The sequence below is a fragment of the Leisingera sp. SS27 genome, from assembly GCF_028368855.1.
GTDB lineage: Bacteria > Pseudomonadota > Alphaproteobacteria > Rhodobacterales > Rhodobacteraceae > Leisingera.
Genome location: NZ_JAQNCY010000001.1, coordinates 368815 through 394959, shown reverse-complemented (window position 1 = coordinate 394959; position 26145 = coordinate 368815). Strand labels below are relative to the sequence as shown.

The window sequence follows — 26145 nt, the reverse complement described above, 5'->3', positions numbered from 1 at the left end:
AGCGGCCAGGGCACGGGCAAGGCGCTTATTCTGCGGGCAAGCGCGCCTCGGCTTTGGCCATTTGCAGCATCAGCAAGAAGGCGATGCAGGCCATGATCAGGAGACCTGCCGCCAGCGGCACCAGCGAGCCGTCAAACAGCAGCCCGACAGGCGCGGCGACGGCGGCGGCCAGAACGGTTGAGATCGCTCCGATCACCGAGGCCGCCATGCCGGCGATATGGCCCATCGGTTCCATCGCCATGGCATTCAGGTTGCCGACTGTGGTTCCGACCATAAAGAACACGCTGGCCTGCCAGGCCACAAACAGGCCGAACATCCAAGGGTCCGGCAGGCTCCAGCCGCTGATCAGCAGCATCGTACCGGTGATCAGGATCTGTGCAGCCAGCGAAACGGTAACGATGCGGCGCATGCCGATCCGCACAACGATGGCGGCATTCAGCAGGCTGGCGGTGCCGGAGATCACCGCAACCAGCCCGAACCACAAGGGGAAGCTGTCTGCACGGTCAAAGATGATGTCATAGACCGGCTGCACCATGGTCAGCATGGTGAACAGCATGCCCAGGCAGAGCGTCTGCACCATGATCGACAGGCGGACTGTGGGGTGGGTGAGCATCTCCTTGACCGCAGCCATCAGCAACGGCGCGCGAAAGGCACGGCGGTCTTCACGTGCCAGCGTCTCCGGCAGGCGGACGCTGGTCCACAGGACAATGACGGCGGCAAACAGCGCGAACAGCAGGAAGATGGTGCGCCAGCCGGACAGCGCTATGATTCCTGCGCCCATCAAGGGGGCAATGGCCGGAACAATCATGAAGATCATCATGGCGATGGACATGAGACGGGCCATTTCGCGGCCAGAGTAAAGGTCGCGGACAACGGCAACGCCTACGATCCGCGGACCGGCGGCCCCAATGCCCATCAGCACGCGGGAGATCAGCAAGACCTCCAGCGAGGGCGACAGCCAGGCGGTCAGCGCGGCCAGGACATAAAGGGCGCAGCCCGTGGCCACCACGGGCTTGCGGCCAAAGGCATCCGACAGCGGGCCGGTGAAGAATGTGCCAAGCCCCATGCCCAGGACAAAGGACGTCAGCACCAGCTGCGCCCGGTTGACGTTGCCGGGACTCAGCGTCTGGCCGATTTCCGGCAGGGCAGGCAGCATGGCGTCGATCGACAGCGCAATGGTGGCAAACATCATTGCAATCAGGGCAATGAATTCAGCCTTGGCCATGCCATGGGCCGGGTTTTGAGCCTGGGGTTGGGACATCTGAAACCTCTAACAGCTCTTCAGATGGATCCGGGGAATGAGGCCGGTCTGGGAGCCGTCCGCATCCGCTATCACAAACCCGCCAGCCGGGCCAGCGCCCGGCTGCACAGGAATCTGTGCATCGTTGCGATGCTAAGCAATTGGTAGTGGTTTACTCAGTCCCGGCTGCTTTCAACTGCTGCAGGATATCTTCGATCACCTGCTTCCACAGTTCCGGCGGCTGGGCGCCCGGCACCGCGTGCTGATTTGCAACGATGAAAGTCGGCACCGAACTCACGCCCATTTTGCGGGAATGCGCGTCGCGGTCACGGATGGCTTGCACATCGCTGTCGCCTTCCAGCAGGCGGGCGGCAACATTCGCCTCCATGCCTGCCTCCTGCGCCACGTCCGCCAGCACCGCGTGGTCGCCGATATCCCTGGCGTCGACGAAGTAGGCCTTGAACAGGGCGTCGACGACCTGCGTTTGCTTGCCTTCGACCCCGGCCCAGTGGATCAAACGGTGCGCGTCCAGGGTGTTGGGGGTGCGCTGCATGGCTTCGAAATTGATCGTCAGCCCGGCCTTTTCCGCGTGCTCTACCACCGGGGCATAGGCTTTGACCGCACCCTCCTTGCCGCCGAATTTGCGCTCCAGGTATTCGCGCCGGTCCATGCCTTCGCGCGGCATGTCAGGGTTCAGCTGGAACGGGTGCCATTCGATGACGAACGGATGGTCCGGCACCTCCGCCAGCGCCTTGTCCAGATGGGTCTTGCCGATATAGCACCAGGGGCAGATCGGGTCGGACAGGATGTCGAGCTTGACGGCGGGCATTTGGGTCATCCTTTGAACAGGGCAGGCAGGGCGCGGCGCAACAGTTTTCCGTTGGCGCCGCTGGGCAGCGCGTCCAGATGGACGTATGCGCGGGGCTGCTTGTAACGGGCCAGGCGCTCGGATGCAAAGGCCTGCAGGTCTTCTGTCTTCAACTCTTCGGGACCGGTGTAGAAGGCTGCAATAATGTAAGTGTCTTCCTTCACCTCCACCGCGGCGGCGCCGGCATGGGTGATGCCAGGGTGGGCCGCCAGAGCGGTTTCAACTTCAATTGGCGACACCCGGTAGCCGCCTGCATTCATCATGTCGTCACTGCGGCCCAGATAGCGGACCTGGCCGTTCGCAGACATTGCCCCCAGATCGCCGGTCAGGAACCAGTCGCCCTGATAACGGGCGGCGGTTTCCTCCGGCGCGTTCAGATAGCCCAGCATCAGGCCGGGGTCGGACCGGTGGATGGCGATGGTGCCTTCTTGATCCACGGGGACCGGCCCGTCCGTGCCAACAACCGCCACTTTGCGGCCCGGCTGCGGCTGTCCCAAGGCGCCGCCCTGTGCCGGGTGCGCGGGCGAGGAGGAGATGAAGGTCGAGCACTCCGACATCCCGAAAGCCTCATAGAGGCAGCAGCCGGTTGCGGCTTCCCAGGCCTCGTAAACATGGCGTGAGAGCTTTTCACCTGCGCAAAGCCCGTGCCGCAGATCCGGCAGGTCCAAAACGCCGCCGCGCAGGAATTTCCTGTAGACGCCGGGGGCCGCGGCAAAGATTGTGGCGCGGTGGCGGTGCAACAGAGCGGGCAGCTCTTCCGGGGGCGTGTCAGGGGCAGGGATCAGCGCAGTGGCACCCGCCGCCCAGGGGTCCATAAGGCCGGTGCCGAGGGTATAGGTCCAATTGAAGGCACCGGCATGAAGCAGCCGGTCTTTCTCTGTCAGCCCGTACCAGCCGTCGACCATCATCTGCCGCGCCCAGACTGCCCGGTGGGCGTGCGCCACCGCACGCGGATTTCCGCTGGTGCCGGAGGTGTAGACCACATAGGCCAGTCGCTCCGGGCTGCCAAAGGCGTACTCACAAGGAGGCAGATCGTGCATCTCAAGCAGCTTGGCAGTCGTAAACTGCTTCGGGTGACTCGCGCAGGCCACAGCCGGATCGCGCAGCACGGCCGCGGGCTGAAGATCTGCTATCATACGTTCGGTTTCCGCCACCGTCAGCTGCGATGAGGTCGGCACCGGGACCAGACCGGCAGCGATAGCACCCAGATAGGCGATGGGAAACTCGACAGTGTTCCCCAGCCGCATCAGGACTATGTCACCCGGCACCAGGCCGGCCCGCAGCAGCCCGGTGCCGGTGCCGCGCACAGCGGCCTCCAGCCGGGCATAGCTCCAATTGTCGCAGTGCGCGCCGTCAAGTACGGACAGCGCAGTCTTGTCCGCCAGCCGCACGGCATGGCGCAGCACATGGGCCGCAAGATTGAAGGGTGAGGGGCAGGGCGCACAAGGTCCCTGATCAAAAACCGACAGCATGGCAAATGGCTAGCCTGCACTGTCCTGCGTTGCAAGGCGCGCGGGTGCGGCTTATAGAGTCCCCATGAAAAGCCGCGATCCGAAATCCCTGATCACCATCGCCCGCGCGAACGGCGGCGACGATCAAGCCGAACCCCTGGACCTGGGCGCCCGCGTGCGCGAGTTGCGAAAAGCGCGGGAGTGGACGCTGGAACATGCGGCCAATCAGGCCGGGCTGGCACGCTCGACCCTGTCCAAGATCGAAAACGGCCAGATGTCACCGACTTACGAGGCTTTGAAGAAGCTGGCCGAGGGGCTCGAGATTTCGATCCCGCAGTTGTTCACACCGCCGCAGCGGGACCAGGTGAACGGCCGCATGACAGTCACCAAATCCGGTGATGGCTCAGCGCACGCCACCGCCACATATGAACACGAACTGCTGGCTGACGGGCTGACGCGCAAGCAGATGCTGCCGTACCGTGCACGGGTGCGGGCGCGATCGATGGAAGAATTTGATGGGTGGGTGCGCCACGACGGCGAGGAATTCCTCTATGTGCTGACCGGCGTGGTCAAGCTCTACACGGAATTCTATGAACCGGTGGAAATGCGCCGCGGTGACAGCGCCTATTATGACGCGGCAATGGGACACAATGTGATTTCCGTCAGCCCCGAGGACGCAACAATCCTCTGGGTGACATCTCTGGCCTGATGCTCCGGGCTAGTGCTTGCGCCCGTCCAGCTCTCTCAGCAGGCTTTCGATATACAGGAAATCGTCCACCTCTTCCTTGGCTTCGTTCATGGTAAGGTGATGGGTCCGTGCCAAATAGGCGACGAATTTGTCCCTGTCGTCCAGTATGGACGGCGCGTTACTGGCTTTCAGATGAGGAAAGCGCTGTTTGATGCGGGGCATCCTGTCAATCCAGCTGGCAGCTGCTGCTTGTACAGGCATTGGGGGGCACTCCCTGACAAACGGATTATGGTTTTCGGACCCCCATCCTAACACTTTTTGTGAGATTTTGTAACGTCCGCCCCAAGGTGCCGGCCTGGGGCGGTATCTGTAAGCGGTTCTTTGCTGGTTGTCAGCGTGGTGCAAACAGCCTTGGCAGCACGAGGTGGCCAATTCCAACCGCGATCAGCTGCATCAGGATGAACATTGGTATGTGGCCGGGGTAGATGCCTGCAAAGGTGTCGCTGAAGCCGCGGGCGATGGTAACGGCGGGGTTGGCGAAGCTGGTCGAGGAGGTAAACCAATAGGCGCCCGTGATATAGAGCCCGACCAGTGCAGGCACTGCTTCGGGTCTTGAGCGCAAGCCGCCGAAGATCACGAACAAGAGGCCGAATGTGGCCAGGATCTCGGAAAACCACTGCGCGGTGCCGCTGCGGTGCATCGTGGCCGAGCTTTGCAGGATTGCAAGGTCGAACATCACATGGCAGGCCCAGACGCCGAGGATGCCGCCGCCGATCTGAACCAGGACATAAGGGGTGACAGCGCTCCAGGCATGCTCGCCGCGTAGGGCAAAGGCCAGCGTCACAGCCGGATTGAAATGGGCGCCGGATACGGGGCCAAGGGTGGTGATGATGGCATAGAGCATACAGCCGGTGGCAACCGCATTGGCCAAGAGCGCCAGGGCCACGTTTCCAGCCGCCAGCGTCTCGGCCATGATGCCGGAACCGACGACGCCGATCAGCAGCATGGCGGTGCCCAGCCCTTCAGCCAGCAGTTTTTGCGCGGTCATGCGATCTCTCCGATCCGCTTGAGCTGCTGAGAGAGATCGGTGGAGGACATGGTTTCAATCGGCAGTTCAAGCAGCGCCTTGGCGCGCTTTTCCAGCGTGAAATAGGCTGTGCGGAATGCCTTGTCCCACTCCGGTTGATCTGCTGCCGCCGGATCTTCAACTCCCCAATGGGCGCGCACCGGAGCGCCGGGCCAGACCGGGCAGGTTTCACCGGCGGCGGAGTCGCAGACGGTAATCACCATATCCATCTCCGGCGCATCGGCGCCTGCAAATTCGTCCCAGCTCTTGGAGCGCGCGCCGACGGTGTCATGGCCCAATTCCCCCAGCAGCGTCAGCGACTGCGGATGCACCTTTCCGGTAGGGCTTGAGCCCGCCGAAAAGGCGCGGGTGCGGCCTGCGCCCAGAGTGTTGAAAATCGACTCCAGCAGGATGGAGCGCGCGGAATTGCCGGTGCAGAGGACCAGAATGTTCATTTTGTATGTCCGTGCTTTCGTTTCAGTCGGATGAATTCAGTTGGCCGATGCCGTCAAGCCGGTGCTGCAGCGACATGCGGTCGAGGGTTTCAAAAGGCAGTGATGCAAACGCCTTGATCCGGTTTCTGAGCAGACCATAGGCCTGCTGGAAGGCAAGGCGGCGTTCGGCGTCGGTACCTTCGGCTTTGACCGGATCGGCGAGGCCCCAGTGGGCGCTCATCGGCTGGCCGGGCCAGGCCGGGCATTCCTCATTGGCGGCGTGGTCGCAGACGGTGAAGATGAAATCCATCTGCGGCGCGTCCTGCACGGAAAACTGTTCCAGGTCCTTGGAACGCAGGCTGCCGGTATCAATACCCTTGGCCTGCAGCAGCAATATCACCTCCGGGTGAGGCCCTGTCGAGGGCCGGGTTCCTGCAGAGAAAGCGCGAAACCTGCCGCCGCCTTCCTGGTTCAGTATGGCTTCGGCCAACAGGGACCGGGCAGAGTTGCCAGTGCAGACGAACAGGACATCAAACGGACGTTCGGTTGTCGGCAAAATCTTTTCTACCCCGGTGACAGAGGCGCAGATATCGGGCCTGTTTCGGCAGCAGCCGGATAGCAGGCCGTCGAACATGCCTCGCAGGCCAGGCAGGTCCGCAGCATAAATCAAAGAGGTGCCGCAGCGCTGTTGGGTGATCAGGCCAGCGTTTTTCAGGGCTGACAGATAGGAAGACGCGGTATTGGCCTTGAACTCCAGCGCTTGCGCAATCTCGCCTGCCGGCACGCCATCCGGGTAGCGCCGCATCAGCAGCCGGAACAGTGCCAGCCGGTTCGGGTGCGCCAAAGCGGCGAGTTTTTCCGATAGTTCTATTTCCATATTTCGTGAAATATGGAAATAGTCTGCGGCTGTCAACAGACTTGGTGTTGCGCGCAGAACCTTCCTGCGCAGTCAGTCTTGCTGATACCACCAAACGTCCGGCATGAACCCGGTGCGGTCGCCATAAATCGGCAGGTTCTCCGGGAAGCGCATCTCCTTGATGTGGGCGATGCGGCCGGTGTCAAAGCTCCAGAATGGAATGACATAGCGCCCGGCGGTCAGCACCCGGTCCAGCGCCCGAACCGCGGCCGTGAAATCCTCAGGCTCCGTAGCGGTCAGCATGGCGTCAATCATCGCCTCCGCCGCCGGACTGTCCATGCCCATCAGGTTGCGGCTGCCGGGCTGATCCACGCCGTCGCTGCCCCAGTAGTACCGCTGCTCGTTGCCGGGGCTCAGCGATAGTTCCCGGCGGAACCGGGTGAGATCAAAGTCATAGGCGTTCTCCCGTTCGGCATATTGCGCGTTGTCCACGGTCTCAGCCGTCAGGGTGATGCCCAGCCGCTCCAGCGCGCGGGCGTAAATTTCTGTGACCGTCTTCATCTCGCCGTCGCCCTGGCGGATCAGCACGCTGAGGTCCAGCGCGGTACCCTCCCCATTGCGCAGCACCCCATCGGTCACGGTCCAGCCGGCGTCAGCCAGCAGTTTCATCGCCTTGCGCAGGTTGCCTCTGTTGCGTTTGCTGCCGTCGCCCTGGGGTAGGGTGTAACCCTCCAGCGTGCCGGGCAGCAGGCCGTCCGCAAAGGGATCCAGCAAAGACCGCACCTTGCTCTTTGCCGGGCCGGGGCGCATGCCCAGAACCGAGCCGGAGAAATAAGAGGAGATACGCTGTTGGGTGCCGCCGGTCACCGTGCCGTTGATGTACTCGAAGTTAAAGGCCAGCAGCAGTGCCTCGCGCACGCGCCAGTCGTCCAGCGGTGCGCGGCGGGTGTTCATCACCAGCCCGGTCATGCCGGAAGGGCGCTGATGCGGGATCTCGCTTTTGACAACGTCGCCGCGGTTGATCGCCGGGAATCTGTAAACACTGTCCCATTTGTCGGCATTGAACTCGCGCACCGCGCTCAGCTCGCCCGCCTTGAAGGCCTCGAACAGCACGGTTTCATCGCCGAAGAAGTCGATGCGCAGCTCATCAAAGTTCTGGGTGCCGAGGCGCAGGGGCAGGTCCTTGCCCCAATAGTCCGGGTTGCGGGTGAGGGTGACAAAGCGGCCGGGCTCATAGGCATTGACCACATAAGCTCCAGTCCCAACGGGTGCGCCATTGATTTCATCGGAGTTGAATTCCAGTCCCTCCCACTGCGCCTTCTGAAGGATCGGGCGCAAGCCGGCGATCAGCGCCAGCTCGCGGTCCTCGACGTTGAAGGTCAGCCGCAGGCTGCGCGGCCCGGTCTGTTCGATGGTCTCCACCTTGGTCCAAAATCCGCGGTAACGCGGATGGCCTTTGGTGCCCAATGTCTCGTAGGACCAGATCACATCGTCGACGGTCACCGGGCTTCCGTCCGAGAATCGGGCCTCCTGCCGCAGGGTGAATTCGACCCAGGACCGGTCCTCCGGCACCTCAATCGATTCGGCCAGAAGACCGTAAAGGGTGAACGGTTCGTCCCAGGAACGGCCCATCAGGCTCTCGTATCCCCAGAACCTCAGCTGCCACGGAGTGGTCCCCTTGAGGGTGAACGGGTTGAGGCTGTCAAAGCCTCCGGTGTTGCCGAACACAACTTTGCCGCCTTTCGGCGCGTCCGGGTTCGCATAGGGTAAAGACACAAAATCCGGTGGCAGTGCGGGGTCGCCGTACATAGCTATGCCATGGGCCGATTCTGCCAGCGCATAATTCGCGGTAACTGCCAGGGTGATTCCAGCCAGTGCCGCGCGAAGAGTCCGGAAATTTTCTTTTCGCTGATTCACAACAATCCCGCTCTGCCCTTATTTTCTTGCCTCCGCACGCTACGTGCGCTTTTTCGTCTTTTCAAACTTTTAGCTTGGACGAAAGCCGGAAATTGCTTATAAAGGGATCACTGCTCGATAGGTTTCTTGCCTGTATGAAACCTGCCTCAATAACTAACGCCCGCCTTGTGCGGGCGTTTTTTTCTGCCCGTTTCTCTCATTTGCGAGCGGTGAAAATAGCAGGAATGACCTTTGCGGCATCCGTAGTCTTACGCGTTTCTTTTGCATTTGCAGCATGGCACAGTAGCGGCAGTTTCAATCAGCCAAGGGGCAGGGTGCGATGACATTGCAAGGCAAGACCGCCGTTATCACCGGATCGAATTCAGGGATTGGCCTGGGGGTGGCCCGAGAGCTGGCACGCGCAGGGGCCAATGTGGTGCTCAACTCCTTTACCGACCGGGAGGAGGATCACGCGCTGGCAGCTGAACTCGCCCGTGAGTTCAGCGTCAAGGCCCAGTACGTGCAGGCCGATATGTCCAAGGGCGCCGACTGCCGGGCGCTGATCGAAAAGGCCGGGGCCTGCGATATCCTGATCAATAATGCCGGCATCCAGCATGTGTCGCCAATCGACTCGTTTCCGCAGGAAAAGTGGGATGCCATCATCGCCATCAACATGAATTCGAACTTCCACACCATGGCGGCGGCGCTGCCGAAGATGCGCGCAGCAGGCTGGGGAAGGATCGTAAATATTGCGTCAGCGCATGGGCTGACCGCCTCGCCCTACAAAGCCGCCTATGTGGCCGCCAAGCACGGCGTGGTCGGCATGACCAAGACAGTGGCGCTGGAAACCGCTGAGGAGCCGATCACCTGCAATGCGATCTGCCCGGGCTATGTGCTGACACCGCTGGTGGAGGCGCAGATCCCCGACACCATGGAGAAATACGGCATGGGCCGGGAAGAGGTGATCAAGAAGGTGATGCTGGAGCGCCAGCCGAGCCGCGAGTTCGCAACGGTGGAGCAGCTGGGCGGCACTGCCGTGTTCCTGTGTTCGGACGCGGCGGCGCAGATTACCGGCACCACCATCAGCGTCGACGGCGGCTGGACCGCGCTGTAGGCTTTCGGGGAAACGGCGGGAGGGGGCCGGCCCCCTCTTGCCCTTTGGGGCAATTCACCCCCGGAGTATTTTCACAAAGGTGAAACTGGCAGGTGGCATGTGGTGACACGGATTAATCTGGCCCTGCAGGGCGGCGGGGCGCATGGGGCCTTTACCTGGGGCGTGCTAGACCGGCTGCTGGAAGAGGAAGAGATCGAGGTTGCGGGCATCACCGGAACGTCAGCCGGCGCGCTGAACGGCGCTGCGTTCAAGGCCGGGATGGTGCAGGATGGGCGCGCGGGTGCCAAGGCTGCGCTGGACGGGCTCTGGGCGCGGATGGGCGCGGTCGGCGACATGCGGTTCAATCATTGGCTGACGCGGTTCGACGCGGTGGCCTGGGCTGGCGCGCTGGAGGCGGCGATGCCGTTTTCGCCGCTGGAAAGCCTCAGCCAGGTGATCTCTCCTTATCATTACGGTCCGTTCTACAAGAACCCGCTGCGCGAGGTGGTTGAGACGTTCAATTTTGCCGAGGTCTGTGCAGGCGAAGGGCCGGAGCTGTTCATCTGTGCAACCTGCGTGCGGACCGGCAAGATCCGCATCTTCGAGGCGGAGGAGATCAGCACCGATGCCATCCTGGCGTCCGCCTGCCTGCCGGACCTGTTCCAGGCGGTGGAGATCGAGGACCCTGAAACCGGCAGGATGGAAGCCTATTGGGACGGCGGCTATACCGGCAATCCGGCGCTGTTTCCGCTGTTCCACGACGCGCTGCCGGGGGATGTGGTGATTGTGAACATCAACCCGCTGGAGCGGGAGGAGGTCCCCAAGACCCCGCAGCAGATCCGCAACCGGGTGAACGAGATCAGCTTCAACTCCTCGCTGCTGCGGGAGCTCAGGGCGATCAACTTCGTGCAGCGGCTGCTGGCCGATGGCACCATTCAGCAGGGGCGGATGAAAGAGGTGCGGGTGCATATGATCGCGGATGACGATCTGATGACGCAGCTGTCGGTCACCACCAAGCTGTTCCCTGTGCCGCAGATCCTGGCACGGCTGAAGCAGGCAGGACGGGATGCGGCAGAGGGGTTTCTGACCCAGAACCGGGAAAACCTTGGGGTGCGTTCGTCGGCTGATCTGCCGGCAATGTTCGGCTAGGCGTCTTCTTTTTCCAGGGCCTTCGGCTTCTTGCCGTTCTCCACTGGTTTGGTGGGGTCCTTGGGGTTCGGGTAGACGAGGCCTGCCGAGATCACCAGTTTTGCCGAGTCCTCCACCGTCATGTCCAGTTCGATCACGTCCTCCTCCGGTACAAACAGCAGGAAGCCGGATGTGGGGTTCGGCGTGGTTGGGAGAAAGACGCTGACCAGCCCGCCGCTGGTTTCCGCGCGCTTGGCAATCTCACCTTTGGCATGGGTGGAGATGAAGCCGATGGCCCAGATGCCCTTGCGCGGGTATTGCACCAGGCAGGCCTTTTCAAAGCTGCGCTCGGACTGGGCAAAGACGGTCTCGGAGATCTGCTTGATGCCGGAATAGACCGTGCGCACGACCGGCATCCGGTCCACCAGGCTTTCGGCAAAGGTGATAAGCGAGCGGCCGATGATGCCCTTGGCGATCCAGCCGACGATGATGGTGAACAGCAGGAAGATGATCAGCCCGACGCCGCGCAGGTTGATGCCGATATACTGCTCAGGCCGGAACGTGTGCGGCACCAGCGGCAGCACCACGCTGTCGATCCAGCCCATGACAGACCACAAGAGCCAGATGGTAAGCCCCACCGGCGCGATCACGACGATGCCCGTAAAGAAGGAGGCGCGCAGGCTGGCGAACAGGCCGCGGCGGCGTTGGGGTTCTTCGTCGAATGGCGTGGTCATAGATCAGTTTTCCAGGAATTCCGCGTGGAACCTAGGCACTGTTTTGGGGCGGAGCAATGGTTTCCGCCCCAAAAATCAACTCATTGTGCGAGATTGTTGAGTTCCTGTGCGATCTTTGCCGCCAGCCGCGCATTGTTGCGCACCAGTGCGATGTTCGCAGTAAGCGAGCGGCCTTCGGTCAGCTCGAAGATGCGGGACAGCAGGAAGGGGGTCACATCTTTGCCTGCGACGCCTTGGGCATCTGCTTCGGACTGGGCCTGGGCAATCACCGGTGCCAGTTCCTCTGCCGCGATCTGGGCGTCTGCCGGGATCGGGTTGGCAATCAGCTGGCCGCCGGGCAGGCCCATGGCCTGGCGGGTGGCATGGGCGCGGGCGATTTCAGCGGGCGCGTCCATGCGCAGCGGCGCATTCAGGTCTGACTGGGCGGACCAGAAGGCGGGAAAGCTGTCCTGCCCGTAGGCAATCACCGGCACGCCCTGGGTTTCCAGCACTTCCAGCGTTTTCGGCAGGTCAAGGATTGCCTTGGCGCCTGCGGCTACCACCGTCACCGGGGTCTGCGCCAGCTCCAGCAGGTCGGCGGAGATGTCGAATGTGGTTTCAGCCCCCTTGTGGACACCGCCGATGCCGCCGGTGGCAAAGACGGAGATGCCGGCCAGCCGTGCCGCAATCATGGTTGCTGCCACGGTGGTCGCGCCTGTGCCGCCAGTGGCGATACAGGCAGGCATGTCCGCGCGGGAGATCTTGGCAACGCCCTTGGCCTGACCCAGCGCCTGCAGCTGATCGGGTTCCAGACCTACATGCAGCACGCCATCAATCACTGCCATGGTGGCCGGCACGGCGCCGGCATCGCGGATGTCCTGCTCCACTTGTGCTGCGACCTCGACATTCTGCGGGTACGGCATGCCGTGGGTGATGATGGTGCTTTCCAGCGCAACAATAGCGCGGTTCTCGGCCTTGGCGGCCTGAACCTCTGACGAATACTGAATGTCGATCAAAGCGGGGGTTCTCCTGAAACGTAGGTCGCCGCAGCCTTGAGGGCTGAGGCCAAAGCGGTCTTGCGGTCTTCGCCCCGTGCCTCGGCAACGATATGGGCGGCCATGAAGGTATCGCCTGCGCCGGTCACGCGGGCAACGGTGACGCGGGGCGGGTGCAGGGTGATGGTGCCCTCGGTATCGGCCACGGTGGCAGAGGCGCCGCCATCGGTGACCAGCACCCGCGCGGCACCACGGTCCAGCATCGCTGTGGCGGCAGTTTCGCTGTCGGTGAACTCCGCCTGGCACAGGATGCCGGCCTCTTCCAGGTTCACATAGAGCGTGCCGCGGGTGCGGGTCAGGAAGGGGCGCAGCCGTTCCGCCTTGCCCGGCGAAGCAGGCGCCACGCGCAGGTCGGCCTTGGCAAAGGCCGGGCTGGCGACGATGTCATCCAAGAGCGACAGGGTCAGGTTGCCATCCAGCGCCACCTGGCCCTCATAGGGTGCGGCCTCTGTGCCCAGCGAGCCATCGGACAGCGGCCGCAGGATCTTGTCGCCTGCAGCCTCCAGCGAATGCGCGTCGGCAATGGCGGCAATCAGCCCGTTGGCGCCCTCGACAGCCATGTAGCGGTCGGTGGGCAGGTCCTCGGAGCGGTAGATGTGATCGGTGATCAGGCCGAAGTGGCCGCAGGCATGGATCAGCTCGTCACCTTCGGGGTCGCGGCCCACGGCGGTCAGCAATGCAGGCTTCACACCAAAGCGCGACAGGGTCATGGCGATGTTCATGGCAACGCCGCCGGGCAGCCGGGTGATGCGCCCGGGCATGTCCGATCCGCGCTGCATTTCACTGGTGCAGCGGCCGATGATGTCCCACAGGACCGACCCGATGCACAGGATGGCGGGTGTCTGAGAGTTTGGGGCTTGTGTCATATTGACCTATTGCCGCCTTTGGCAGGCCTCTGCAAGCCGCTTCACCGGGCGGGCACCGCGAATGTCAGGGCCGCCCAAAGGCTTTCCCAAACGTAATCCTTGCCATCGGGGGCAGGGCGCAGAACCACGGCGTCCAGCAGATAGCTGTGTCCGGGAGCAACCTGGACGATGGTCTCCCCCCTCACGTCCGTTGGCTGGGTCGTGATGGAGACTGTGCCATCCGGGGCCTGGGCAAACACCTCAACCTGCGCGTCTGCCCTCGGAGCACCCTGATACAGTACCCGGACCCGAAGCCCGTCTGCCAGGTTGTCCGTATAGGGATTGGCCAGGGCCACGATCTCGGTCTCCAGCCCGGTGGCTTTGTCCGCTCCTTTGCCATCGCCAATGGCAACCAGCGCCTTGGCATAGCGGGTGTACTGCTCAACGAATCCCGCGTCCGGCAGACCGCGCGCCTGGTGCTGTGTGCGGATATCGCCAAAAGCCTTGTGATCAATGAACGCTTGGAACTCTTTCCAGCTGTCATAGGTAATGGTCTGCGGCCGGGTCTGGTGGATCATCACGGCTAGCCCGTCCTGCAAGGTGCTGGCGGCAAAGGCGGGCATATCCCCCATGCGGCCAAGGTAGGGCACGGCGGTTCCGCCCTGAAAAACCTCGAACCGGGCGATGCGGTGATCCAAATAGGGCTGCTCCGCCCCGTTGAACTCCTGTCCGTTGCGCAGTTTAGCCACCACCGGCTCCCCGGAATTCACTTGATATTTCTGCGGCTCAATCCAAAACTCGTGGGATAACACTGGCGAGGCCCCAAGGGTCAGCCCGGCACAAAGAATTGAGCAGAACAGGCGGTATTGCATGGAAATGTCCTTGGCTGTCAGACGCGGCATCATTTGGCTGCAGAGCCTATTTGCGCTGCTGTTCTGTGTGGTTGCAATAGCTGCGTCCCCAGCCCGCGCGCATGAGGTCACGCCCGCGATTGCAGATTTTACGGTGAAGGACGGGCAGATCACGCTGGAACTGCGTCTGAACGTGGAGGCCTTTGTTGCGGGCATAAACCTCGATGGGCTCTCAGATACCAACCAGACCGCACAGGCCGCTGACTACGATGAACTGCGGGCGCTGACGCCGGAAGAGCTGACCCCAATGGTCAAGCTCTTTGCGGAGGAATGGCTGGAGACGGTCTCCATTCGTGCAGCGGAGCCTGTTGATCTGGATGTCACACGGATCACCATACCGGAGGTCGGCGACGCCAGCCTGCCGCGGGCGTCCTTCCTGGAACTGGCCGGGGGCATTCCTCCGGGCACAGGCAGCCTGCGTATCACTTGGCCCAAGGGGTCTGGCGGGGTGGTTCTGCGGCAGAACGGGGTGGATGAGCCGTATACGGGATACCTGCAAGGCGGAGAGACCTCACCGCCGATCCCATTGGGAGGCGGCGCGGCCAAGACGCCGGTTGAGGCCTTCATGGAGTACATTCCTGTCGGCTTTACCCACATCCTGCCCAAGGGGCTGGATCATATCCTGTTTGTGCTTGGGCTGTTCTTCCTTAGCCCGCGGGTGAAGCCGCTGCTGTTGCAGGTGAGCCTGTTTACGGTGGCGCATACCATCACGCTGGCGCTGGGCGCGCTGGGCATAGTCAATGTGAACCCCGCCATTGTCGAACCGCTGATTGCCTTGTCGATCGTGTTTGTTGCGGTCGAGAACATCTTCGCCCGCAAGCTGCACACATGGCGCAGTTTCGTGATCTTTGGATTCGGGCTGTTGCACGGGCTCGGCTTTGCCTCTGTGCTGGGGGAGTTCGGTTTGCCTGAAAATCAGTTCCTGCCCGCGCTCATTGGATTCAACGTGGGGGTGGAATTCGGCCAGCTGGCGGTGATTGCCGTCGCTTACCTCGGGGTGCGTCTGTGGTTCGGGCGGCATCCGAAGTACCGCGGCCGGGTGGCGATCCCGGCCTCTGTCACCATCGCGATGATCGGCGGTTACTGGTTTGTGGAGCGGGTGTTCCTGTAAACACCCTGCAGAACGTCAGCCCATCGCCCGCAGCAGCACCTTGAGCGCAGCCAACGGGTCTTCCGTGTGCCAGATCTCATCACCAATGCCAAAGAAGTCTGTATAGGGCGCGATGCCGCGCACCAGATCCTCAGTCAGGCCGCCCTCGGCCACAACCGGCACCTCGATCATCTTGGACCACCATTCAAACAGGTCTGCTTCTGCCTGCGCGCCATCGCCCAGGCCGGAGGTGCCCACCGGGCCAAAGCTCACGTAATCCGCGCCTGCCTCACCGGCCACCATGCCGTCATGCTGCGAGGCGCCGCAGAAACAGCCGACAATCGCATCCGGCCCCAGCGCCTTGCGCGCGGTGCGGATGGATTTGGACGCATCGGTCAGATGCACGCCGTCCAGGCCCAGCCGTTCCGCCAGGATCTGATGGTCGGAGATCACCAGCGCCACATCGCGCGCCATGGTCACTTCGCGCAGCGCATCGCCAGCGCGGCTGAGGGTGTCCTGATCGCGGCTCGCCATGTCCAGGCGCACACAGGCCACGTCGACCTCATCCAGCACCCGCGCCAGCTGGCCGGGGAATTTGCCCAGCTCGAAACTCGGCGGGGAAATCAGATAGATCTGCGGCTGCTCCGGTGCGTCAGCAGGGCTTCCCATGGCGGTGCTCCATTGTTCAGGCGGTTTGACGGTGTTTAGCCGATTTCTTGCAGGACGCAAGGATTTGCGGTGGTGAAGCCCCGGTAAATTAAGCCCAAACCCGCGCTGGACCTTGCCCCGCAGCCGCGCGGGCAGTACAGCAGTGCCGATTTTGCCGGAGAATACGATGCCCACCGATACGCCCCAGCCCGCCTTTGTCCTTGTCCGCCCGCAGATGGGCGAGAATATCGGTGCCGCGGCGCGGGCGATGTGGAACTTCGGCCTCGACCGGATGCGCATCGTGGCGCCGCGCGACGGCTGGCCGAACCCCAAGGCGGTGGCGATGTCTTCGGGTGCGGGACGGCTGCTGGACGAGGCGCAGCTTTGTGCGGATGTGCCGGAGGCGCTGGGCGACTGTACTTATGTGTTCGCCACCACCGCCCGCCAGCGCGGCCTGACCAAACCTGTCTACAGCCCTGAACGCGCCATGCAGATCGCGGCTGAGAAGATCGCAGCGGGCGAAAAGGTCGCGGTGATGTTCGGCCCGGAACGTGCCGGGCTGGAAAACGAGGATATCGCCAAGGCGAACGCCATCATCTCGGTGCCGGTGAACCCGCTCTATGCCTCGCTGAACCTGGGCCAGTGCGTGCTGCTCACGGGCTATGAATGGATGCGCCAATCCGGCGAAGTGCTGCAAGAAACCACCGACCTTGGCCGCAAGGGCGAGTGGGCCACCGGTGTTGAGGTTGAAAAACTGGTGGAGCATTACGAGGACCGGCTGGACGAGGCGGGCTTCTTCTTCCCGCCGGAAAAGGCCGAAGGCATGAAGACCAACCTGCGCAACCTGTGGTCCCGGATGCGGATGACCCGCTCGGATGTGCAGATGCTGCACGGGATCATGCGGCAGATGGTCCGCTGGAAAGAGCGTGGCGGCGAGTAAGCCGCTCTGGACCTTTGAATAACCCGCCCCTAGCTTGGCACCACAGACAAAGAGGCAAGCATGAGCAAGCGCAGCATTTTCGAAGAGGTTGAGGGCGAGAAAAAGGACGCGCCCGCAGGCCAGCCGGGGCTGATCGACCGCGGCCGCGGCGGCGCCCGCAAGGCGATCCGCGCCTGGCTGATGGTGCTGTTTGCGCTTGTGATTGCAATGATCGTGGTGGGCGGTCTGACGCGGCTCACAGACTCTGGCCTGTCGATCACAGAATGGCGCCCCGTGACCGGAGCCATCCCGCCGATGTCCGAAACGGAATGGCAGGCTGAATTCGACAAGTACAAGGAAATCGACCAGTGGCGCATCCAGAACCAGTGGATGGAACTGTCTGATTTCAAAGAGATCTACTGGTGGGAATGGGGCCACCGCCAGCTGGGACGTTTCATTGGCGTAGTCTGGGCGCTCGGCTTCCTTGGCTTCTTTGCGGCCCGCAAGATCCCGGCGGGCTGGACCGGCCGACTGCTGCTGCCTGGCCTTCTGGGCGGCGTGCAGGGCGCCATCGGCTGGTGGATGGTGGCCTCTGGCGTCACCCAGGGCGAGGGGATGACTGCGGTGGCCTCCTACCGGCTGGCGGTGCATCTGGGGCTGGCGTTCGTGATCCTTGGCTTCATTGCCTGGTATGTGCTGATGCTGGGCCGCGAAGAGCGCGAGCTGATGCAGGCGCGCCGCGCCAAGGAAGCCAAGCTGTTCAGCCTGTCTACGGGCCTGATGCATTTTGCCTTCCTGCAGATTTTGCTGGGCGCGCTGGTCGCAGGGATTGACGCGGGCCGCTCCTATACCGACTGGCCGCTGATGGGCGGGCAGGTGATCCCTCCGAACCCCTTCATGATCGACCCGGTGTGGAAGAACTTCTTCGAAAACCCCGGTCTGGTGCAGTTCATTCACCGGGTGGCAGGCTATCTGCTGTTTGCCTTTGCTGTGGTCGCCTGGCTGCGGGGACGCAACTCGGCCCACGCGCGCACCCGTTTCGCGTTCAATGCCGTTTTTGCGGCGCTCTCCGTGCAAGTTTTGCTGGGGATCATCACCGTGGTTTATGCTGCGCCGCTGCACGCCGCGATTACCCACCAGCTGGTGGCTGTGGGCGTATGGGTACTGATCCTGCGCGCCCGCTTCCTGTCTGCCTATCCCATTGCAACCTCGATCAAGGATCAATGAATTATGAGCGCATTTGTCGAATTGATGGCCTTCCAGCGCGAAACCCAGGCGCTGGGGCAGATTGCGGGCCGTCTGGGCTGGGATCAGGAAACCATGATGCCGCGCGGGGCGGCGCCGCAGCGGGGTGAGGAGATGGCCGCGATGGAGGCGGTGCTGCACGCCCGCCGCAGCGACCCGCGGGTGGCGGAGTGGCTGGAGCAAGCGGTTGCCCCCAATGAGGCAGGTGAGGCGCAGCTGCGCGAAATCCGCCGCAGCTATGAGCGCACCGTCAAGGTGCCCGCCGATCTGGCCAAGAAGATCGCTCAGGTTACTTCTGTCGCGCAGGGCCAATGGGCCGCGGCGCGGGCGGATGAGGACGTGGCGGGTTTTGTCCCGGTGCTGGAGGAAGTCGTTGCGCTGAAGCGCGAGGAGGGACTGGCGCTGGCGGCGGGCGGTGATGTCTATGACGCCATGGTCGAGGACTATGAGCATGGCATGACAGGGGCTGCGATCGCGGAGATCTTTGATGCCATGCGCCCCGGACTGGTGGAATTGCGTGCCAAGGTGCTGGAAAAACCCGCGCCAAAGGGGCTGACCGGCACATTTGACGAAGCCGTGCAGATGAAGCTGACCCGAAAGCTCGCCAGGCAGTTCGGCTATGACATGTCCCACGGCCGGGTCGACAAGGCAGTGCATCCGTTCTGCTCCGGCGCGGGGCTGGACGTGCGGATCACCACGCGGACCAGCGAAAGCGATCCGTTCAACTGCTTTTATTCCACCATTCATGAGGTCGGCCATGCCGCCTATGAGCAGAACATCAGCCGCGATTACCTGCTGACCCCGCTGGGCAGCGGCGTGTCCATGGGGGTGCATGAAAGCCAGAGCCGGATCTATGAGAACCAGATCGGCCGCAGCCGCGCCTTTACCGGCTGGCTGTTCGGTGAGATGAAGGACGCCTTTGGCGACTTTGGTGTTGCCGATGCGGATGCTTTCTATGCCGCCGTGAACACGGTGCACAAGGGCTATATCCGGACAGAAGCGGATGAACTGCAATACAACCTCCATATCATGATGCGGTTCGGCCTGGAGCGCGCGCTGATGAGCGGCGATCTGGCGGTGAAGGATCTGGAAACGGCCTGGAACGACCGGTTCGAGGCGGACTTCGGTTATGCCGTGGACAAACCGTCCAACGGCTGTTTGCAGGATGTGCACTGGTCGGTGGGCCTGTTCGGGTATTTCCCGACCTACACGCTGGGCAATGTCTATGCCGGCTGCCTGTATCAGGCGCTGCGGCGGGATGTGCCGGGGCTGGATGCAGAGCTGGCGGAAGGCAACACCGAAGGCGCAACCAATTGGCTGAAGGAAAACCTGCAGCAGCACGGCGGCCTGCGCAGCCCGCGCGAAACCATCAGGCACGCCTCCGGCATGGAGCCCGGCCACGCGCCGCTGCTGGCCTACCTCGAAGAGAAGTTCAGCCTGCTCTACGATCTCTGAATCGGGTTTGAACTACCGCTAAGGCCCTCTGGCGGCAGCGGAAATCCCGCTGCCCCGAAAATGCCGCATTTTAACAGTATTCTCTTAATCCTTGGGGGTGTGAGTAAGAGAGTAATCTGATGCATACAGCCGTCGCCTACCTGATCTTTGCCAGTTATGTGCTGGGAGCCACCCTGGTCTGAGGCATCTGCCCGTCAGATCAGCGCCATCCGCTCCGCCCGTTCCGGATCCGGGAAGGGCCGGTAGAGACCGATGTCGGCGGTGGCGATCAAAGCCCTGACGTGGGAATAGAGCTTCTCAACCTCCTCGTCATGCTCACCCAGCACCCGGAAGGCCTGATCCAACTGGGTCATGTCCCGGAATTCGATCTCCAGGAGGAAGTCGCGGCAATTGTCGCTGGCCATGTCCAGTTTGCGCCGCAGCAGGCGCCAGCTTTGGACCACGCCGCGTTCCTGCAAGTATCCCATCCATTGATCGACCGCACTGGCAAAACTCAGCGCCTTAGCCTCATGCTGCAGGTCGATGGAGCAGTGGTACAAGTTCATTGGGGCAATCCCTTCATGAGAAATCAGAACTTGCCGCAACAATATCCAAGATCTGTTAGGGGGCCGTTAACAAAGCGAACGCCGCCCCGGCAACGGGACGGCGTTTAATGTTTCCAATGGGATGGGGCGTAAGGGGCTTATTCCTCGCTGCCATCCTCTTCCTCGCCGTTCTCGGCAATCCAAGCGACAGAGACAACTTCCTCGCCCTTGCCGGTGTTGAACACCCGCACACCGCCGGCAGAGCGAGAGCGGAAGGAAATGCCATCGACCGGAACCCGGATCGACTGTCCCTTGGAGGTCGCCAGCATGATCTGGTCGTCCATTTCCACCGGGAAGGAGGCAACGATCTCGCCGCCGCGCATCGCCTTGTCCATCGCGGTCACACCCATGCCGCCGCGGCCGCGCACCGGGTAGTCGTGCGAGGACGAGAGTTTACCGGAACCGCCCGAGGTGATCGTCAGGATCAGGTTCTCCGCCGCAGACATCTCTGCATAAAGCTCGGTGGAGAAATTTGGATCCTCCGGTGCGTCCTCATCCGAGGCCTCGGCATCGTCGGTCAGACCGGCCATCGCGCGGCGCATTTTGAGGTAGGCGGTACGCTGCTCCGGTGTGTATTTGGAGTGGCGGATCACCGACATCGAGACCACATCGTCCTCGCCGGTCAGCTTGATGCCGCGGACACCGGTGGATTCGCGCGAGTTGAACACGCGCACGTCGGTGGAGCGGAAGCGGATGGCGCGGCCCGAATTGGTGAACAGCATCACGTCGTCATCTTCCGAGCAGATGCGCACGTTCACCAGTTTAACGGAGCCGTCTTCCGGCAGTTTCATTGCGATCTTGCCGTTGCGGCGGACGTTGGTGAAGTCCGACAGACGGTTGCGGCGCACGTCTCCGCCGGAGGTAGCAAAGACCACCTGCAGGTTTTCCCATTCCTCATCCGGCACATCGACCGGCATGATGGCAGCGATGGAAACGCCTGTGGGGATCGGCAGGATGTTGACGATCGCCTTGCCCTTGCCGGTGCGCCCCGATTGCGGCAGACGCCAGGTCTTGAGCTTGTAGACCATGCCGTCGGTGGTGAAGAACAGCAATTGGGTGTGGGTGTTGGCCACAAACAGCGTGGTCACCACATCCTCTTCCTTGGTCTGCATGCCGCTCAGGCCCTTGCCGCCGCGCTTTTGGGCGCGGAAGTCGGCAAGCGGAGTACGCTTGATGTAGCCGCCGGAGGTCACGGTCACAACCATGTCCTCGCGCTCGATCAGGTCCTCGTCTTCCATGTCGCCGGACCAGTCGACAATCTCGGTTCGGCGCGGCACGGCGAAGTTGTCACGAACTTCGCGCAGCTCATCGCCGATGATGCCCATGATGCGCTCGCGCGAGGACAGAATCTCAAGGTATTCCTTGATCTTGGCTGCCAGTTCTTCCAGTTCGTCGGTGACTTCCTTGACGCCGATCTGGGTCAGGCGCTGCAGCCGCAATTCCAGGATTGCCCGGGCCTGGGTTTCCGACAGGTTATAGGTCCCGTCGTCGTTCATCTTATGAGTCGGATCGTCGATCAGGCGGATGTAGTCTGCAATATCGGCGGCTGGCCAGCGCCGGGTCATAAGCTTTTCACGCGCTTCAGCCGCATCCGCGGAGGAGCGGATCGTTGCGACGATTTCATCGACGTTGGAGACCGCCACAGCCAGACCGCACAGGATGTGGCTGCGCTCGCGGGCCTTGCGCAGCAGGTGCGCAGTACGGCGGGCCACGACATCCTCGCGGAAATCGATGAAGGAAGTCAGGAAACGGCGCAGGGTCAGCTGTTCGGGCCGGCCGCCGTTCAGGGCCAGCATGTTGCAGCCAAAGGAAGTCTGCATGGGGGTGAAGCGGAACAGCTGGTTCAGCACCACCTCGGGCGTGGCGTCGCGTTTGAGTTCAACAACAACCCGCACGCCGTTGCGGTCGGATTCGTCCTGAACATGGGCGACGCCCTCGATCTTCTTCTCGCGGACCTGCTCGGCGATCTTCTCGATCATCGCGGCCTTGTTCACCTGATAGGGAATCTCGTCCACGACAATGGCATAGCGGTCCTTGCGGATCTCTTCGACGCGGGTTTTCGAGCGGATGATCACGCTGCCGCGGCCCTCTAGGTACGCCTTGCGCGCACCGGAGCGGCCCAGCATCACACCGCCGGTCGGGAAGTCGGGACCGGGGATATAGTCGATCAGCTGCTCGCTGGTCAGATCCGGATCCTCGATCAGTGCCAGAGTGGCGTCGATCACTTCGCCCAGGTTGTGCGGCGGGATGTTGGTGGCCATGCCGACCGCGATGCCGCCGGCGCCATTGACAAGCATGTTCGGGAAGCGGGCCGGGAGCACGGTGGGCTCGCGGTCCTTGCCGTCGTAGTTGTCCTGAAAATCGACAGTTTCCTTGTCGATGTCAGACAGAAGGAAGGCGGCTGGTTTGTCCATCCGCACTTCGGTGTAACGCATGGCCGCAGGATTATCGCCGTCCATCGAGCCGAAGTTGCCTTGGCCATCCAAGAGAGGCAGCGACATCGAGAAGTCCTGCGCCATGCGCACCAGTGCGTCATAGATCGCGCTGTCGCCGTGCGGGTGGTATTTACCCATCACGTCGCCCACTGGACGCGCCGACTTGCGGTAGGCCTTGTCATGGCTGTTGCCGGATTCGTGCATCGCATAGAGAATGCGGCGGTGCACCGGTTTCAGACCGTCCCGCAGGTCCGGAATCGCGCGGCTGACGATGACCGACATCGCATAGTCGAGATACGAGTTGCGCATCTCGGTTTCGATGGAAACGGTCGGCCCGTCATAGGCCGGGCGTTCCGGCAGGTTTTCGTCCATGTTTTCAGGAGTTTCCGGCGTATCGCTCACGTTGGCTGCCCGCTCTTTCTTCTGGGTCTATATATTGTGTTCGCACCCTATCAGAGACCGTATATGGGGCGCAAGCACACAGCCCCCGAAAGCCGGAAACCTGCTGTTCACGCATCGGTAACGCACTGTTTTTGAGGAAATTAACCAATTGCAGCCTAGCATCAATCTGAGGGGGTAAGAATTGGAGGCTAGAGATGGAGACCAGCGAAACCGAGCTGATGCTCAAGGGATACGGGCTGACCACGGCAGAATTCACCTATCACATGCCGGATCATATCCATGTTTTGAATACCTTTGTCTGGCAGCAATACGACCTCGCGCCGGACCACCCGCGGCTGTTTGAGTTCATCGAATTCTGGCATCGCGAGATCGAAGGGCCGCTGCATTCGGTGCGGTTCAATCACCGCAAGATGATCGGCCCCGGCGAATGGCGCAACGTGGTCGGAGAATTTCAGATCCACTGACCATATTCACCGGTCAAATCCATTGTTCCGGATCAGCGCCAGGCATAGACCGCGCAGCCGGTTGAGCCGCTGGAGGTGAAACTGCGCCCGTCCGCGGCAAGACGGCCGCGCCAGGTGACGGTGATGCCGGGAAAATAATCCGTGCCGCTGATCTGCTGGCCGTTCAGATAGACCTCAGTGTTGGCGTTCTGGCCCAGTGAGTCGCTGAGCCGCCCGTGGTATTTATTGCCGCCTGCATGGGTGTAATGGACGTTTCCCGTGACCTTGACCACCAGGGCGCAGGTTGCCTTGAACTTCCAGGCGCCTGCCAGCGGCGCAGCGGCTTTTGCTGGTGCAGGTGCCCGGGCGGAGGCAGTTCCGGGCGCAGGTTTGCAGATTTCCCCCGACTTCTGGCGCAGTTCTTCCAGCGCGTGGGCGGTGCCCAGATCATCGGCGCCGAGGGTGCTGTCTGCCGCTGCCAGATAGGCGGCAAAGGCGCTGCGGGTGCGGGGGCCGGCAATTCCGTCGGGGCGTCCAGAGTGGCAGCCGATTTCGTTCAGCGCTGCCTGTGTGTCGCGCATCACCGCCTTGGAGTCCGGGATGACCGGAACGTCAGGCGGTTCCGGCAATTGTTCAGCGGCTGCTTCCGGCAGGGGGTGCGTGGGCTCCAGGCCTTGCCGCAGCTGCAGGGCAACCGTGTAGGTGTATTCGTCTTCGCGGCCCGTGTAGCGTTCCAGGAAGCTGTCGAGGGCCTGAGGAGTTCCTATCGAACGGGCGACCTCAAAATCTGTCTGCATTGTGCTTGCAGGCAAGGGCGCAGGTTCAGCTGGCAGGGCGGCTTGTGTGAAATAGAATTCCCCCAGCATTTCATCATAATAGGCAGGCACCTGGCGGTGCTGGACGGTCAGTGCCAGATCGCGCACCTCGCGCCGCAGTCCTGCCACCAGCGTGCGCAGCTCCAGCCCCGGTTCGGACAGCAGCGGCAGCAGCGCACGGGTGAAGACGGAATTTTCTGCGGTGTCTTGCTCGTTCAGCCGGTCCAGCGCCAGCTGGCCAGCGCCGGCGGAGAAGATCACGAAGGTGCCTTGCGGGGCCGCAATACGGCCCAAGCCGCGGGTGGTGCCGATGCTGCGGCCCTCGACCAGTTCGAACGGGTTGTTGCGGCAGGCGTCTATGACCACCACGGCGGAGCGGGCGCCGGTCTTGCGGACGCGGTCCAGAAGATCCGAAAGGGCAATGGATTCGGATTTCACAAAGTCGCTGCCGCCAGCACTGGGGGCCGCAATGTCCGTGGGCAGCAGGTAGTTCTCGCCGTCGATCTCCACCCCGTGGCCGGCAAAGAAGACAAAGGCCGCATCGCCGGGTTCCAGACGGGCGGTGAATTCAGAGATTTTCTTGTTCAGTCCGCGGCGGTCCTGGTCCAGAGCAGTAGTGACGGTGAAACCCAGCTCATTGAGTTTTGTGCCAATGGACTGAGCATCCGCGCGGGCCTTGGCCAGAACGGGGACGTCAGAATAGCTGTTGTTGCCAACGACCAGCGCCATCCGGTTCTGTGCTGATGCCGCGATGGGAATAAGACACAGAAAAAGAGCAAACAGAAAACGCATGATGGAACCCCGGCAGACAATATGGCGCCATGGTGCCATCCCGCTGCCGTTAGGTCAAAGCGTGTTGCGGTTTCAGGCCGAACAGCTGGCGCCGCCGAGGACGCAGAACTTGGCGCAATGCGGGTGGTTCAGTTGTACCGGGCGCTCTGCCTCGGCCAAGGTCCTGCCCAGCTCAAACTCCGGCGCGTAGGGCAGAAGGGTGCAGGCCAGCACAGCGGGGCTGCCGGCGCCTTTGCGCTTCACGACCATACGGGACGAGGCGCACATCACACTGTCCGGTGTCTTGTTCAGAATACCCCAGCACGCGGTAGTGATTTCGGGGACTTCGACGGTTTCGTCCATTTCGGGGAACAGCACGGTCTGGCCCGGGTTCTGCGCGTCGATTGCAAAGCCGTGTTCGGCAAACAGCGCGGCATAGCCTGCGCGGGCCTCAGCTTCGCTCTCCCCCCAGACGGTGCGGCCTGCCACTGCCATTGCAAAACCGTTGTCCCGCAGCCATTCCATGCCTTCGATGGTCTTGGCAAAGCTGCCGGCGCCGCGTTCCTTATCGTGCAGTTCGGCGCTGTGATGGTCGACCGATATGCGCAGGGTCAGTTTGTCACCGTAGTTTTCTCGCAGGGCCAGAAGACCTGTCTTGACCGTCTTGCGCATCATCGGGCGCATGGCGTTGGTCAGGATCAGAACCTCGAACCCCCTCTCCAGCGCGGCGCGGGCCATTGGGATCATCTCCGGGTTCATGAAGGGCTCGCCGCCGGTGAAGCCGATTTCCCGAATGGGCCAGTTGCGCTCCTCAATCTGGTCTAGGTAGTCCTGCACTTCCGCTTCGGACAGATAGACCAGCGCGTCATTTGTCGGAGAACTGAGGATGTAGCAGTTGCTGCATTCGATATTGCAAAGGGTGCCGGTATTGAACCAAAGGGTTTCCGGATGGCTGAGCGGCACTGAAGCCCGCTGCTGACCGTCTGCCGTCACAAAGGCGTCTTGGAACTTGCCTAGGTTGGCGGCAGATTTTTGCAGGTCTTTCATGCGGATGTCCTTCGGAGCAGTTCCTTTCGCGGCAAGCTACCTTATAC

General features: G+C 62.2%; 25 protein-coding genes. 8 read left to right on the top strand and 17 right to left on the bottom strand.

Going from position 1 to position 26145, the window contains the following annotated elements; genetic code table 11:
* Positions 1-25: 25 nt before the first annotated feature.
* From N6L27_RS01900 to N6L27_RS01890, 3 genes are all read right to left on the bottom strand, one after another.
* On the bottom strand, positions 26-1261 hold the full coding sequence (locus tag N6L27_RS01900; protein WP_271905387.1) for a multidrug effflux MFS transporter: 1236 nt from the start codon (positions 1259-1261) through the stop codon (positions 26-28).
* Between the two features lie 151 nt (positions 1262-1412).
* Positions 1413-2078 (bottom strand): DsbA family oxidoreductase, encoded by a 666-nt coding sequence (locus tag N6L27_RS01895; RefSeq protein ID WP_271905386.1) that lies wholly within the window; start codon positions 2076-2078, stop codon positions 1413-1415.
* Complete coding sequence (locus N6L27_RS01890) at positions 2075-3580, bottom strand: class I adenylate-forming enzyme family protein (RefSeq protein WP_271905385.1); 1506 nt, start codon at positions 3578-3580, stop codon at positions 2075-2077. The genes N6L27_RS01895 and N6L27_RS01890 overlap by 4 nt, the downstream gene beginning before the upstream one ends.
* Before the next feature lie 64 nt (positions 3581-3644).
* Here N6L27_RS01890 and N6L27_RS01885 point away from each other — a divergent pair, with 64 nt between their 5' ends.
* On the top strand, positions 3645-4268 hold the full coding sequence (locus N6L27_RS01885) for a helix-turn-helix domain-containing protein (protein WP_271905384.1): 624 nt from the start codon (positions 3645-3647) through the stop codon (positions 4266-4268).
* A gap of 9 nt (positions 4269-4277) precedes the next feature.
* On the opposite strand, the gene N6L27_RS01880 is transcribed toward N6L27_RS01885, so the two are convergent.
* The 5 genes from N6L27_RS01880 to N6L27_RS01860 form a co-directional block, all read right to left on the bottom strand.
* A complete protein-coding gene (locus N6L27_RS01880; protein ID WP_271905383.1) occupies positions 4278-4508 on the bottom strand; it encodes a hypothetical protein in 231 nt (76 codons plus the stop codon).
* A gap of 130 nt (positions 4509-4638) precedes the next feature.
* A complete protein-coding gene (locus N6L27_RS01875; protein ID WP_271905382.1) occupies positions 4639-5295 on the bottom strand; it encodes an aquaporin in 657 nt (218 codons plus the stop codon).
* Positions 5292-5768 (bottom strand): arsenate reductase ArsC, encoded by a 477-nt coding sequence (locus N6L27_RS01870; protein WP_271905381.1) that lies wholly within the window; start codon positions 5766-5768, stop codon positions 5292-5294. The genes N6L27_RS01875 and N6L27_RS01870 overlap by 4 nt, the downstream gene beginning before the upstream one ends.
* Positions 5769-5790: 22 nt before the next feature.
* The gene (locus N6L27_RS01865; RefSeq protein ID WP_271905380.1) at positions 5791-6624 is read right to left on the bottom strand and encodes an arsenate reductase/protein-tyrosine-phosphatase family protein; all 834 of its coding nucleotides are present in this window, start codon (positions 6622-6624) and stop codon (positions 5791-5793) included.
* Between the two features lie 72 nt (positions 6625-6696).
* A complete protein-coding gene (locus N6L27_RS01860) occupies positions 6697-8412 on the bottom strand; it encodes an extracellular solute-binding protein (protein WP_271905379.1) in 1716 nt (571 codons plus the stop codon).
* Between the two features lie 427 nt (positions 8413-8839).
* Between N6L27_RS01860 and N6L27_RS01855 the strand changes: the two genes are divergently transcribed.
* Both N6L27_RS01855 and N6L27_RS01850 read left to right on the top strand, forming a co-directional pair.
* Complete coding sequence (locus N6L27_RS01855; RefSeq protein ID WP_271905378.1) at positions 8840-9613, top strand: 3-hydroxybutyrate dehydrogenase; 774 nt, start codon at positions 8840-8842, stop codon at positions 9611-9613.
* A 99-nt stretch (positions 9614-9712) separates the two neighbouring features.
* Positions 9713-10741 (top strand): patatin-like phospholipase family protein, encoded by a 1029-nt coding sequence (locus tag N6L27_RS01850; RefSeq protein WP_271905377.1) that lies wholly within the window; start codon positions 9713-9715, stop codon positions 10739-10741.
* Here N6L27_RS01850 and N6L27_RS01845 read toward each other — a convergent pair.
* The 4 genes from N6L27_RS01845 to N6L27_RS01830 all read right to left on the bottom strand — a co-directional run bounded on the left by N6L27_RS01845 (position 10738) and on the right by N6L27_RS01830 (position 14205).
* The gene (locus N6L27_RS01845; protein ID WP_271905376.1) at positions 10738-11454 is read right to left on the bottom strand and encodes a DUF502 domain-containing protein; all 717 of its coding nucleotides are present in this window, start codon (positions 11452-11454) and stop codon (positions 10738-10740) included. The two genes, N6L27_RS01850 and N6L27_RS01845, sit on opposite strands and share 4 nt — an antisense overlap.
* 80 nt (positions 11455-11534) lie before the next feature.
* Positions 11535-12449 carry a pseudouridine-5'-phosphate glycosidase gene (locus N6L27_RS01840; protein ID WP_271905375.1) on the bottom strand — a complete coding sequence of 305 codons (915 nt, stop codon included), beginning with the start codon at positions 12447-12449 and terminating at the stop codon, positions 11535-11537.
* On the bottom strand, positions 12446-13354 hold the full coding sequence (locus N6L27_RS01835) for a PfkB family carbohydrate kinase (protein WP_271905374.1): 909 nt from the start codon (positions 13352-13354) through the stop codon (positions 12446-12448). The genes N6L27_RS01840 and N6L27_RS01835 overlap by 4 nt, the downstream gene beginning before the upstream one ends.
* A 41-nt stretch (positions 13355-13395) precedes the next feature.
* Positions 13396-14205, bottom strand: coding sequence for a DUF4198 domain-containing protein (locus tag N6L27_RS01830; RefSeq protein WP_271905373.1), 810 nt, complete (start codon positions 14203-14205; stop codon positions 13396-13398).
* Between N6L27_RS01830 and N6L27_RS01825 the strand changes: the two genes are divergently transcribed.
* Positions 14204-15355: a HupE/UreJ family protein gene (locus tag N6L27_RS01825; protein ID WP_271905372.1), complete on the top strand. Its 1152-nt coding sequence runs from the start codon at positions 14204-14206 to the stop codon at positions 15353-15355. The two genes, N6L27_RS01830 and N6L27_RS01825, sit on opposite strands and share 2 nt — an antisense overlap.
* A 15-nt stretch (positions 15356-15370) precedes the next feature.
* On the opposite strand, the gene N6L27_RS01820 is transcribed toward N6L27_RS01825, so the two are convergent.
* On the bottom strand, positions 15371-16003 hold the full coding sequence (locus N6L27_RS01820; RefSeq protein WP_271905371.1) for a thiamine phosphate synthase: 633 nt from the start codon (positions 16001-16003) through the stop codon (positions 15371-15373).
* A gap of 166 nt (positions 16004-16169) precedes the next feature.
* Between N6L27_RS01820 and N6L27_RS01815 the strand changes: the two genes are divergently transcribed.
* From N6L27_RS01815 to N6L27_RS01805, 3 genes are read left to right on the top strand one after another with little or no spacing between them, the layout of a single operon-like run.
* On the top strand, positions 16170-16922 hold the full coding sequence (locus N6L27_RS01815; protein ID WP_271905370.1) for an RNA methyltransferase: 753 nt from the start codon (positions 16170-16172) through the stop codon (positions 16920-16922).
* A 60-nt stretch (positions 16923-16982) separates the two neighbouring features.
* Entirely contained in the window at positions 16983-18128 is a 1146-nt protein-coding gene (gene ctaA, locus N6L27_RS01810; RefSeq protein WP_271905369.1) for a heme A synthase, read from the top strand.
* Between the two features lie 3 nt (positions 18129-18131).
* On the top strand, positions 18132-19601 hold the full coding sequence (locus N6L27_RS01805) for a carboxypeptidase M32 (protein ID WP_271905368.1): 1470 nt from the start codon (positions 18132-18134) through the stop codon (positions 19599-19601).
* Positions 19602-19795: 194 nt separating this feature from the next.
* On the opposite strand, the gene N6L27_RS01800 is transcribed toward N6L27_RS01805, so the two are convergent.
* Positions 19796-20146, bottom strand: a complete 351-nt coding sequence (locus N6L27_RS01800; protein WP_271905367.1) for a DUF6614 family protein — start codon at positions 20144-20146, stop codon at positions 19796-19798.
* Between the two features lie 137 nt (positions 20147-20283).
* Positions 20284-22992, bottom strand: a complete 2709-nt coding sequence (gene gyrA, locus N6L27_RS01795) for a DNA gyrase subunit A (RefSeq protein ID WP_271906237.1) — start codon at positions 22990-22992, stop codon at positions 20284-20286.
* Between the two features lie 224 nt (positions 22993-23216).
* Here gyrA and N6L27_RS01790 point away from each other — a divergent pair, with 224 nt between their 5' ends.
* Positions 23217-23486 carry an usg protein gene (locus N6L27_RS01790; protein ID WP_039183244.1) on the top strand — a complete coding sequence of 90 codons (270 nt, stop codon included), beginning with the start codon at positions 23217-23219 and terminating at the stop codon, positions 23484-23486.
* A 32-nt stretch (positions 23487-23518) separates the two neighbouring features.
* On the opposite strand, the gene N6L27_RS01785 is transcribed toward N6L27_RS01790, so the two are convergent.
* Both N6L27_RS01785 and N6L27_RS01780 read right to left on the bottom strand, forming a co-directional pair.
* Positions 23519-25009: a caspase family protein gene (locus N6L27_RS01785; protein ID WP_271905366.1), complete on the bottom strand. Its 1491-nt coding sequence runs from the start codon at positions 25007-25009 to the stop codon at positions 23519-23521.
* Positions 25010-25144: 135 nt separating this feature from the next.
* Entirely contained in the window at positions 25145-26098 is a 954-nt protein-coding gene (locus N6L27_RS01780) for a radical SAM protein (RefSeq protein WP_271905365.1), read from the bottom strand.
* Positions 26099-26145: the final 47 nt, after the last annotated feature.